This window comes from Shewanella sp. 10N.286.52.B9 (assembly GCF_002873635.1).
In the GTDB taxonomy this organism is placed as follows: Bacteria; Pseudomonadota; Gammaproteobacteria; order Enterobacterales; family Shewanellaceae; genus Shewanella.
The window spans coordinates 70487-82928 of sequence record NZ_MCTY01000025.1 but is presented as its reverse complement, the minus strand read 5'-3'; the positions used below and the strand labels follow the sequence as shown (position 1 = coordinate 82928).

General features: G+C 42.6%; 8 protein-coding genes and 1 pseudogene. 4 read left to right on the top strand and 5 right to left on the bottom strand.

Annotation, left to right across the window (positions count from 1 at the left end):
• A pseudogene (locus tag BCU91_RS20330) lies at nt 1-343 on the bottom strand (hypothetical protein); the annotation flags it as partial.
• 315 nt (nt 344-658) lie between these two features.
• On the opposite strand from BCU91_RS20330, the gene BCU91_RS02590 reads away from it, so the two are divergent.
• From BCU91_RS02590 to BCU91_RS02580, 3 genes are all read left to right on the top strand, one after another.
• A complete protein-coding gene (locus tag BCU91_RS02590) occupies nt 659-1075 on the top strand; it encodes a nitrous oxide-stimulated promoter family protein (protein ID WP_102440295.1) in 417 nt (138 codons plus the stop codon).
• Between the two features lie 114 nt (nt 1076-1189).
• Nucleotides 1190-2035: a hypothetical protein gene (locus BCU91_RS02585; protein ID WP_133126568.1), complete on the top strand. Its 846-nt coding sequence runs from the start codon at nt 1190-1192 to the stop codon at nt 2033-2035.
• A gap of 263 nt (nt 2036-2298) precedes the next feature.
• Nucleotides 2299-2871 carry a lipid-binding SYLF domain-containing protein gene (locus BCU91_RS02580; protein WP_102475788.1) on the top strand — a complete coding sequence of 191 codons (573 nt, stop codon included), beginning with the start codon at nt 2299-2301 and terminating at the stop codon, nt 2869-2871.
• 1548 nt (nt 2872-4419) lie between these two features.
• On the opposite strand, the gene BCU91_RS02565 is transcribed toward BCU91_RS02580, so the two are convergent.
• From BCU91_RS02565 to BCU91_RS02550, 4 genes are all read right to left on the bottom strand, one after another.
• Nucleotides 4420-4626, bottom strand: coding sequence for a hypothetical protein (locus tag BCU91_RS02565; RefSeq protein WP_102530834.1), 207 nt, complete (start codon nt 4624-4626; stop codon nt 4420-4422).
• 392 nt (nt 4627-5018) lie between these two features.
• Entirely contained in the window at nt 5019-5573 is a 555-nt protein-coding gene (locus tag BCU91_RS02560) for a hypothetical protein (protein WP_241901006.1), read from the bottom strand.
• Nucleotides 5574-5802: 229 nt separating this feature from the next.
• A complete protein-coding gene (locus BCU91_RS02555) occupies nt 5803-8151 on the bottom strand; it encodes a YgiQ family radical SAM protein (RefSeq protein WP_102440299.1) in 2349 nt (782 codons plus the stop codon).
• Nucleotides 8152-8328: 177 nt separating this feature from the next.
• The gene (locus tag BCU91_RS02550) at nt 8329-8724 is read right to left on the bottom strand and encodes an MAPEG family protein (protein WP_102440300.1); all 396 of its coding nucleotides are present in this window, start codon (nt 8722-8724) and stop codon (nt 8329-8331) included.
• Nucleotides 8725-8943: 219 nt separating this feature from the next.
• Between BCU91_RS02550 and BCU91_RS02545 the strand changes: the two genes are divergently transcribed.
• Nucleotides 8944-12432 carry an indolepyruvate ferredoxin oxidoreductase family protein gene (locus tag BCU91_RS02545; RefSeq protein WP_102530833.1) on the top strand — a complete coding sequence of 1163 codons (3489 nt, stop codon included), beginning with the start codon at nt 8944-8946 and terminating at the stop codon, nt 12430-12432.
• Nucleotides 12433-12442: the final 10 nt, after the last annotated feature.

The window sequence follows — 12442 nt, the reverse complement described above, 5'->3', positions numbered from 1 at the left end:
GCTCTGGCTCTGGCTCTGGCAGCTCATAAGACTCAGTCTCGACTATTTGTTCAACTGTTGCTTCAACTTCATCTACGGCAGTGACTACAGTATCTTCATCTTGCACAGGGCTTGGTTCTAATTCTTGAGCTATTGATTCAGTCTCAAGTTCAGTATTATCTTGCGGTGCTGACTCAATCTCAGACGGGGCTGAGGCTATATCTGTTATCTCAGCTTCTGGCTGCGGATCTGCCTGAGTTGGTTCTTTCTGCTCTAGCTCTTGCTTAGCAACAGTTTGGGTTCGACGATAAAGATAAATACCCAGCCAAACCAATAAAACAACGACAATAATTTTAATAATCATTTATAACACCATATTTGTGTCATGCTGTGTGCATTTGAATAGTTTTGGAGTTTACCATTCCTAGCCTATCCGAAGAAGGAAGCTTCATTTTTCTGCTTGAAAATCATACAAGCTGAACTAATATTAATAAGCTATTCTTAGGACAAAAATCAAGTGTTTATGTCGCTTTTATGCTCGTTAACACAATAAGCTGACATTATTTTTAGCTTTTGTTTTTATGTGCTCTAGTTCAAGCTTATTAAGCATTGAATTGAATAAACAGACTGTGATTAGGTAAACTAGCCATACCCGAGTGATTTACTATGGTATTAACACATGACAATAAGCGCGATCCTATCAGGCAAGCTGTTATATGAATTCAACACAATGAATGCTATGGCAAAAATTTATTGCCGGGCTCATCATCAAATTGCGTTACAAACGGAAAATAGCCAAGGCTTGTGCCCAGATTGCATTGAATTGCTTGAATACGCAGAAACACGCTTAGATCGCTGTCCTTATGGTCAACAAAAGCCGACATGCAACAAATGTCCTGTGCATTGCTACAAACCGCACATGAAACAAAAAGTGCGTGAAATCATGATTTACTCTGGCCCAAGAATGCTGCTTCCCCATCCTATTATGGCGATAACGCATTTGCTCGCAGAAAGAAAGCCCGCACCTGGCAAACCGCCCGAAGCGGCGTCAAACCGTCATATGAGAAAACAGAAAAAACATAATAATGCTGCTTGATAAAGCGTGATTTAAGATATGACTTAACGATAAACAAAGGGATTGGCCATCGTAATTAATCAGTTTTTTTCACAGGCGTATATTTGGCTATCATTACTCGCTGGCATACATTGCTTGGGAGTAGGTTTTTACGTCCGCTATATTTTTGCTAATAACGACAGCAGCACCAGCCATAGTAATCGCTTACTGGGCGCCTTATTTATTCTGATCTCGCTATTCTTTTTTTCAGCCAGTATCACCCGCGAAAATGCCCCAATTCAAATTCATTTTATGATGACGTTAATGGTGCCATTTTACTTCTTACTGATGCCCTTACTGTACAGCTATTGCAAAGCGTGTTTACAAATTAAAACCTCTGACCTCAATTTCGTCAAACATATACTTACTACGCTAATTTCCATGGCGGTTATTGTTGTCACTGTATCGTTCAATATTGGTATGGTTCCCGATGCATCCCATATTCAAGTCAACAACATCAGTGAATTAGTCACCATTAATAAAATAGCCCTAGTCATGCCTGCCATTATTTTAATTCAAAGCGGGATCTATTTTTTCCTTATCATTAGCGCGTTAAGTCGTCATAGAGTCGACAAACATCAAAGCTTAAAAAATGTTAGATTTAGGTGGTTATTACTGCTTACTGGCGGCATTTTACTTAATTGGGTTTTACGATTGGTATTGGTGTTATTACCCTTCTATTTTGGTGACACTATTTCTAGCTATGCTGTTGGCATCGTCAGATTATGTCTATTAGCGACCATTTATGGGTTTGCCATATACGGACTACACCAAGTGACCCGACTGGTATTTTTACGTATCAAGGTCAATAAAACACCCCAGCATCATAGTGCCAAGCTGCTACTGGATAATGAAGAACTTGATTATTTAAGAAGTGTTATCAGTGATGACAAAGCCTCAGATCAGGGCTTAGAGAACAAGTCAGTCCCAAAAACTAAGTGAAATTAACTTCGCCAGATAAAGGCCACAGCCTGAGCCAACACCTGTACAAACAAGCTCAATTAAAGAGGATATTAAGTGAGTTATTTACTCACTGCTAGATTTAAATAACAACACCACTCATTTAAATACTCAGCACCAACTGAACTCATGTTAGTTTTAAGCACCTAGTAGCAATATTAGGCGTTTTTATTACAGCTTTGTTCAGCTTGGGTTTGCTATGCTAAAGCTATCATCACTAAAGTTTGCTTATCACAGGAGTTTTTATGAAAAATATATTGTCATTGCTAGCGGTCACATTCGTGCTTATCGGACTGACATTTTCCAGCTCAGCTCACGCTGACAAATACGCCGAAGCCATTGCCGATTTTAAAAAGGCCCCCGAAGTACAAGGTTTTTTTGATAGTGCCTACGGCTATGCGATTTACCCAACCGTGGGTAAAGGCGGCTTTGGTATCGGTGCGGCCTACGGCTCAGGCAAGGTATATAAAGGTGGTGTTTATAGTGGTGATTCAAGCGTGTCACAACTTTCTATTGGCTTCCAATTAGGTGGACAAGCTTATAGCGAAATTATTTTCTTTAAAGATGCTGAAGCCTATAACGACTTTACCAGTGGTACCTTTGAGTTTAGCGCCCAGGCATCTGCAGTGGCCATTACTGTTGGCGCCAATGCACAAGTGGGCTCAACAGGTAACTCAGCAGGGGCTGGCAATGCAGGCAACCGTACAACAGCTAATGCTGCTTATATGAATGGCATGGCGGTTTTCACTGCCGCGAAAGGCGGATTGATGTATGAGGCGGCTATCGCAGGCCAATCATTTAGTTTTGATGCTAAATAATTTTTGTAAACGAGAAAATCTCACCCAATAAAAAGGCTGCAGTTGCAGCCTTTTTCACGCTAAGATTAAAGCATAATCTGATAAACAGTTACTTTCACTGCAATCATTAGCTGACAAATCGAATTATCATTGATAAACCTGCTCCTAAAGCATGTTATTACAAGTGTTCGATGCACAGTCACTAACCAACATTTGGACAAAAATGATTTAGTAACGCTTTGCTAAGAGGTAAAAAATAGTTGGTTAAAATGTTGAGGAATGAAAACAGCCAACTGTTTTTTTCCGTTTGAAATTCTTGTTATATTTAATTATTTCTCGATTCTTTAATGAACCTATACCGAAAATCAGATAAGTATCCAAGTATATAGAGAAGAAGGGCTGAATTGACATGCCCATCAACAAGAAGAATCCAGATATTTTCTTCGCGGGTAGCACCTAGGTATACGCATACTAATGTTGCTAGCACCCAACTAAATTTAAGAGTCCAAGAATACTCGCCAAAAAACCATTGAGATAAACTCCTTTTTTCCGTGATATTTTCCATAATTAATCTCCAAAATTTGATTTTAAATATAACGTTTTAGTATTTATGCGTTGCGCTGTTTGCAGGGCATAAATCGCTTGTTGGACTTGGCCGATACCACATCCCTATTTATCGGTATGGTTTATGCTATAGGAATTTGCTTTTTGACGGTAGTTTTTTTGTACAGTATTTCGACTAATCATTTGTTCTGATTACACCTTTTAAGGTGGAATTTTTCATCTTTTACTCTGCTTTGTTTACCTGTTTGATACTGATATTTCAGTTAATGGCTGTGACCGTTTGCCTCAATTAATTGGTATCAACTCAGTTCACCTTTACTTTTATTGCCTCACCCTGTTTCTGCTGGTTAGTCCGACTGAATTAGTTGGCTCTGATGTGGTCAAGTCAATCTGTAAACTTTCTAGGAGGGTTGAAGGCACATATTATTGAATGGCTTTTTCTTCCCTAAATGGCGTGCCCGATGATTGTATTCGAGGTTACCCAACTCTGTCCTTAAGTGGTGATACCTTAATGTAACTTATGTCATTAATTCATAGTTTTACTTAGTTTTTATTGGCTGAATCATTGAAGTTCATCACCTCAACCTAATCCATTGCCTGCGGCTGGGATGTTCAGGATGAACGGAATGTCGCGATCACATGGATGTGAAAGAGCGACCTTATGTGCAGATACATCCAAGACACGCCGTTAACACATCCCTGTGGGCTCTGCGAAAACAAATAACATCCATGTTAAACGGCCAGTTCGGCATCCATGCCTCTCGCTCAGAGCGTTCCACACAGTGAAACTTCGCCATGTTTTCGAAGGTCTTGAACGCATCTACACTGGGATTATTTTCTCTTCGATTTAGCTTTATCAGTAACGAGGTTTAAAGGCTGACATGTTCAATTTGAATTGAGGACGTTGAAGAAAATAGCGTGAGCCTGACAGGACGTCAGGCTAGCTTTCGCGGTGCAGGGATGCACCATCGGAAGCGTTAGCATTTTCGAATAAGACCGAAGTTATCAACAAACGAAGTTAAAAGCTGGATCAATCCCCGTTGAAAACATGCGTTTTTCAGCATTTTTCGTTGGGGCAGCGGGGTGTTCCAAGAGGGTATTGCTGTTGATACCCTTTTGGTCTGGTGTGGGCGAAGCGCCACGACGTTGTTTTTTAAAATAGCAAACAAGCTTTGGGTCATAAACAAAGTTGAAAGCTGGATCAATCCCCATCGAAAATCATGCGCTTATCAGCATTTTTCGTCGGGGCGCTGGGGGATATCCAAAAGGGGAACAAGCGCTTTTCCCCTTTTGGTCGGGTGTGGGTAGAAAACCCACGATGTTAATCCAAACGGAGTTTGGAAATACAGAAAGGTAACTTACGGTCTAAATCTGGTGTGAACTCAGTACCACGACGTTGATTTTTCAAAAGAGTAAAACAAGTTTTGCGGCTTTTTGTTAGCAAATGCGAGTTAGTATTAAATAAAAAACCTCTTCCTACACAAAGTAAGAAGAGGTTTTACCGCCTATTCGGCAGGTATCTAAAAATAGGCTATTAAGTCACGATTTTCGCGGGTTTTAGCTGCCTATGATGTCATTTATGCAGACTCATACTTAAAACAACATTACTCATGACCCCAAGGCGTTGGCGGCAGCGCCACTGGCTTGGTTAAATCAAAATCCACTCTAAAATCACGATTTTCGCGGGTTAAACGATAAGTGAAGACTGTTGGCTCAATGTACATATGCCACACGTTAGTCACTGACGCTGTTAAGCCATTTTCATTAAAGTTAGCAATTGATTCAGCATCGACAGGAAATGATTGCTCAGTTGCAGTGCCCATGTCAGCAGTGTCGCCACCGTACATGGTGACTTTGTCTTCAGTGCCATCTTCATGACGGTGATCATGCTTTAAGCGCAAGCCTGAAGTGGTTTTGGTGATAACCCAAGTACGAGAGTGATCGTCACCCACATGAAAAGGAATTTTAAGCTCAGTATCGCTGCATTCACGTACGTGCATGATTAATGCTTTATTGCTAAAAGCTGAATCAGCTTCGTTGCCCGCAGTCACCTCACCCGCATACGCTTTACCACAATGCACAGCAAGCGCATCAAAGTAACTGTCTTGTACACTAGCGTAAGTGGTAGATTCATCATGATCATGACTGCCATGTGCCATAGCAGTAGCGGGGATCAGACAACTCAATACAGCAGTGGCCAATATTTTTTTCATTATTATTCCTTGGGGTATTTATTTTAGTTTTTAATCATTCATTTAAACCATGGGCGATACCCTAAAGCAAATGAACTAGGCTTGCAGACTAACAGTGATTGTTTAATTTAACCTGAAATAAAAAAACCGCCTATTGGCGGTTTTCTAGTTAACAATTTCAAATTAGCTCAGCGGCTTATCTAGCGCCCTTACTATTTGAAGATTTATTTTTTGCATTCGCCTTATTGCTAAATGGCTGCTTCTTCTGTGACCAGCCTGTTTTAGCTTTGCCTTTGTTAGCGCTATTGGCATTAGCTGGTTTTTTAGCTGAAGATGACTTGCCGCCTTCTTGCTTTTCGCCAGCCGCTTTGGCTTTGTTGGCTTTGGTCGGTTTTTTACCGCTGTCTCTATCCGCAAACTGATTACCAGAAAAACGGGTGAAAGCCGTCTTACTACCATCATTTTTGCCACCACGGTTTTTAGCCCCAAAACCTTGGCGCTCATTACGTGATTCTGGTGGCACAATATGTTGCACCCCATTACCAATTAAATGCTCTTTACCCATGGCAGCTAAGGCTTCACGAATAAGTGGCCAGCCTGCAGGATCATGATAACGCAGCAGCGCTTTGTGTAAGCGGCGCTGACGGCCTTTCTTAGGCACGGTCACTTGTTCACTGGTGTGCTTCACATTTTTCAATGAGTTAAGCTCAGTGTGGTAAATGGTGGTGGCATTGGCCATTGGCGATGGATAAAAATTTTGCACTTGATCAAGCTTAAACTTCTCTGATTTAAGCCACAGGGCTAGATTCAGCATATCTTCATCGGTGGTCCCCGGATGTGCTGAGATGAAGTAAGGAATAAGATACTGCTTCTTACCCGCTTCTTTAGAGTAATGATCAAATAGCTCTTTAAACTTATGATAACTGCCCATTCCCGGCTTCATCATTTTGCTTAGTGGACCATCTTCAGTGTGCTCTGGGGCGATTTTTAAATAGCCGCCCACATGATGCTTAGCCAGCTCTTTAATGTAGCGAGGATCTTCTGTGGCTAAGTCATAACGCACACCTGATGCAATCAGAACCTTTTTAATCCCCGGCACGTCACGGGCGGCGCGATATAAATCAATGGTGTGTTTATGATCGGTACCTAAATGGCCACAAATTGAGGGATATACGCAGGATAAACGTCGACAAGTGGTTTCTGCTTTGACGCTAGTACAGCCGAGGCGATACATGTTAGCGGTTGGGCCACCTAAATCTGAAATAACCCCAGTAAAGCCCGGCACTTTGTCTTGAATATCTTTAATTTCTTTGATGATAGATTCTTGCGAGCGACTTTGAATAATGCGCCCTTCATGCTCGGTAATCGAGCAGAACGAACAGCCACCAAAACAACCTCGCATGATATTAATCGAGGTTTTAATCATGTCGTAAGCAGGGATCACCGCTTTACCATAACTTGGGTGCGGTACGCGCTGATACGGCAAATCAAACACCGCATCCATTTCATCAGTATTTAATGGCCACGCTGGCGGGTTAACCCACACAGAGCGATTTCCTTGAGCTTGAAATAACGCGCGGGCACAACCCGGGTTTTGCTCTTGATGCAAAATACGTGAAGCATGGGCATACAAGAATTTATCGTCAGCCACTTTTTCATAAGCTGGCAGTAGCACATAGGTTTTTTCCCACGGCTTAGGTCTTGGCGGCTGCACGCTGATGGCTTTAGGGGCATCATTATCAAAAATCTTTTTATCGGTTGGGCCGGATAATTTTTCACAGCCGACATCATCAGCACCATAAGGATTGGGGATAGGATCAATCTTGTGTAGTTGATCTAATTTGCGCGAATCCATGCCTTTCCAGCCGGGCAAAGGTTCATGACGAATAACTGCGGTGCCACGAATATCGTGCAAATCAGCCATTTTTTCGCCATTAGCGATGCGATGTGCCACTTCCACCAGCGGGCGCTCGGCATTACCGTAAATTAAGATATCGGCTTTAGCATCAAATATCACACTGCGGCGCACTTTATCAGACCAGTAATCATAATGAGCGATACGGCGTAAACTGGCCTCGATACCACCGATCACCACGGGCACTTCTTTGAAGGCTTCTTTACAACGCTGGGTATAAACGGTTACCGCGCGATCTGGGCGTTTACCGCCTTCATCGTTTGGGGTGTAGGCATCATCACTGCGAATGCGACGATCTGCGGTATAGCGGTTGATCATCGAGTCCATGTTGCCGGCGGTTACACCGAAAAACAGGTTCGGACGACCTAGCTTCATAAAGTCATTTTTATTTGACCAGTCTGGCTGACAAATAATACCGACTCGAAACCCTTGTGCTTCAAGCATACGGCCAATAACCGCCATGCCGAAACTTGGGTGGTCCACATAAGCATCGCCACTGACGATAATAATATCGCAGCTATCCCATCCAAGTTGATCCATCTCTTTGCGAGACATAGGAAGAAAGGGAGCTGTGCCGTAACACTCTGCCCAGAACTTTGGATAATTAAATAACGTGGATTCAACTTGCATGTGTGTAACCTAAAATTGATGGATACGTCGATAAACGGTCGCGGAGTATACCAGTTGGCGATGAGTAAGTGTGACTAAAAAAGCAGCAGATGTGAAATTTTTTTATTGATGACTAAAAATAAAAAACCTTATAAATACAGTGGGAATAGTAAAACTCCCACCTTATCAAGTACTCAGTCATAAGCCTAAAAATAAACCGATATTAACCACGGCTAAGCTGACAATAATTATCCAGGTGATTAATACTCCCCAAAAGCGGCCAAAATGATAACCGCCTTTGCCCTGCGTTAAGCCAATGGCATGTAACAAGCGCGCGAATAACCACAAACTGCCAAACAAATGTAAAAACGGTGCTGAAAGCCCATTCACTTCAGCCACCAAGATTAATAGCAGCGCAAATGGCGCGTTCTCCACAAGGTTAGCGTGCACGCGATCTGCAATAATTAACTCTTGATTACCCTCATTGCCAATACCAATCTTCAGCCCTTTTCTAAGCTTTACCACTCGTAAACTAAAATAAATGGCCATTATGGCCGTTAAAGCGATATATAACCCCGATACACTGGCGATCATTTGAACTCCTTTTAAATGCTGTTAAGGCTTCACTATATGCTAAATATCGGCTTTGTTTAATGAAAAAAGCGATTTTTATCATCACAGCGGCAAGGCTTACAAAAGCCTAATTTTGAATTTATTTAACAAATGTCACCTATATTGCAGTCATCATAATTCACATGTTCTAACCTAAAAATCGATTGATAACACCAAATATGACTCGAAGGAACAGAGCAGATGAAACATAGTGACATCACTTTAGAAGATAAATATAACAATACATCTGGTCGTATCTTTATAAACGGCAACCAAGCTTTAGTTCGATTACCGCTAATTCAAGCGCAATTAGACAAAAACCAAGGCTTGAATACCGCGGGTTATATTTCAGGTTATCGAGGCTCGCCACTAGGGGCATTAGATAGTTATATCTGGAAAGCCAAAAAGCGTTTAGATCAACATAACATCACCTTCCAACCTGGGGTCAATGAAGACCTAGCTGCAACGGCGATTTGGGGCACCCAGTTACTCGACACCATACCCGAGCCTAATGTCGATGGCGTATTTGCCATGTGGTATGGCAAAGGGCCCGGTGTTGATAGAAGTGGCGATCCATTTAAACATGCAAACTATGCTGGCACCCATGAACATGGCGGCGTGTTGGTGGTTTACGGTGATGACCATCCTGGTAAATCATCGACTATTTCACATCAAAGTGAACAAGCGTTAGCGGCAAATCTTATTCCCTCACTTTACCCTGCCGATGTCAGCGAATTTATCGATTATGGTATTTTAGGTTGGGCGCTGTCTCGTTATAGCGGCTTATGGGTAGGCTTTAAATGTGTGAATGAATCAGTGGAACAAACCGCTACCATTGATATTAATCTCGACAATATAGATATCAAACGTCCTAGTCGAGATGACACCCCCACAGACAGCATCAATCTCAAAACCAGTGGCTTTATCCCGCCGCAAACCAATGAAACCAATGTCATTACTCACCGCTTGCCCTTGGTGCATCGCTTTATTAAAGCCAATAATCTTGATCAGGTTCGCGTAGCCAAAAATGACAACGCCTCACAAAGAAGTCTGGGTATTGTCACTGCCGGTAAAGCCTATAACGATGTAATGTCGGCCCTGGCATTATTAGAGATCGACAATGATCTTGCGCAAACACTGGGGTTATCGGTATTCAAATTAGGTTGTATCTGGCCCATCGAGCCCAGCAAATTAACCGACTTTGCCCAGCAGCAACCTGAATTACTGGTTATTGAAGAAAAGCGCGCCTTTATTGAAGAGCAAATAAAATCAATCCTGTTTGGCAAACAAGGTGCCACACGGGTTATTGGTAAACAGGATGAAAATGGCCTCGCGCTCGTCAGTGCCGATGTGCAGTTAGAGCCACTCACACTGGCCTTTATCATCGCTGAGCGCCTGCGCATTAATGGTCAAACTCACCCCAAGGTTGACGCCGCAATTGTGCGTTTACGCTCAAAGCTTGACCCTAAAAGTTGCGCCACCAGCTTACCTAGAACCCCTTACTTTTGCTCTGGTTGCCCCCATAACACCTCCACAAAAGTACCTGAAAACAGTATCGCTATGGCTGGTATTGGCTGTCACGCCATGGCAGCATTTTATCGCAAAGACACCATGATCCCTTGCCATATGGGCGGTGAAGGCATGCAGTGGGTGGGCTTAGCCAAATACACTAACACCAACCACGTGTTTCAAAACCTAGGCGATGGCACCTATTATCACTCTGGCTTAATGGCAATCCGCGGAGCCATCGCGGCCAAGGTCAATATCACCTATAAAATTTTATATAACGATGCGGTTGCCATGACTGGCGGCCAGCCAGTGGATGGGCCAATCTCCGTCGCTGAAATTAGCCAACAAGTGACCCATGAAGGCATTAGTAAATGTGTGATTGTCACTGACTCGCCACAGGCATACGCCAATAACCCAGACATCGCCAAAAACGTTGAGATTTATCATCGTGACCGCTTAGACATGGTGCAAACCATGCTCAGCAAAATAGCAGGTTGCACCGTATTAATTTACGAGCAAACTTGTGCAGCAGAAAAGCGTCGCCGCCGTAAACGTGGCTTAATTGCTGATCCAACTAAACGCTTATACATTAATGCTGACGTGTGTGAAGGCTGCGGCGATTGCTCAGTTCAGTCAACCTGCGTGAGCTTGCAACCTAAAGTGACCTCGAAAGGCATCAAGCGTCAAATAGATCAATCCAGTTGTAATAAAGATTACAGCTGTAATAAAGGCTTTTGTCCTTCGTTTGTTACCGTCATTGGTGGCACCCCGAAAAAGGCCGCTGCCACCGCGATTTCAGCAGATGTGTTTGCCACGATTCCCGCGCCTACCGCGTGTAACATTGATGATAACTACAATGTCATGATTGCAGGGATTGGCGGTTCAGGGGTGATCACTGTCGGGGCGATATTAGGCATGGCAGCTCATATTGATAATAAAGCCTGCTCAATTTACGACATGACCGGCTTGTCGCAAAAAAATGGCGCGGTTTACAACCATCTTAAATTTGCCAACTCACCTGAGCGATTATTTAGCCCTAAAATTGATACTGGCAGCGCCGATTTAATTTTAGCATTCGATTTACTGGCGACCCTAGATCCGCACATCATTAAAATCATTAATGATCAACATACTCGCCTAATTGGTAATGCTGCCATTGCGCCACCAGCAATATTTCAATTAAACCCACAAGCGATCCCCACTGAGTTTAAAGAGCAACAATCGTTAACCCAATTATTAGGCCGCGATAATGTCGATTTTATCGATGCTTCTAACATCGCCAAAAAACTCATGGGAGATACCATAGGCGCTAATTTATTTGTGGTGGGCTTTGCCCTGCAAAAAGGGGCGTTACCGCTTTCAGTTGCCTCAGTTGAACACGCTTTACGCCTTAATGGTGTGAGTGTTGACTTTAATCTCAACGCGTTAAATTTAGGCCGATTATTGTGTTTTAATCCTGAATTTTTCTCGCAATTACTGACCACTGACAGCCAGCAAAATATTGCGACCACCGCCTTTAGCGCCATTGAAGATGGGGCTGAGCATCTCAGTCATTATCAAAGTAATGCCTATGCCGAACAATACCGTGAGTTTATTGAGCAAGTCAGCCAAGCAGAAAAAGCTGTGGCTGAAAATTCTGACCGCTTTACCTTAGCGGTAGCCACTAATCTGAGTAAATTAATGAGCTACAAAGACGAATATGAAGTGGCGCGTCTGCACAGCTCAGCGACGCTAATGCAAAATTTACATAACGATTTTGACGGCGACTTTAAGGTTAAATTCTCTCTCGCACCGCCTTTGTTTAGCAAAAAACACCCTGATACTGGTTTACCGATTAAGCGTGAATTTGGCCCATGGATCTTAACGGCGTTTAAAGTGTTGGCTAAATTTAAGTTTTTGCGCGGCTCTAAACTAGATATGTTTAGCTATACCAATGAAAGAAAGATGGAAAGGCAGTTAATTAAAGATTATCAAGCAGATATAAAGCATATCATCGAAAACCTGAATCATGATAATTTACCACTCGCCATTGAAATCGCTCAGCTACCGCAAATGATTAAAGGCTTTGGCCATATTAAAGAAAACAATATTAGCGCCACACTCATGGCCAAAGAAAAGCTATTACATCAATTTACCCATGGCCCAGATAAATCAGCCATTCAATTTAAAGAAGTTAGCTAACAAACCGTCA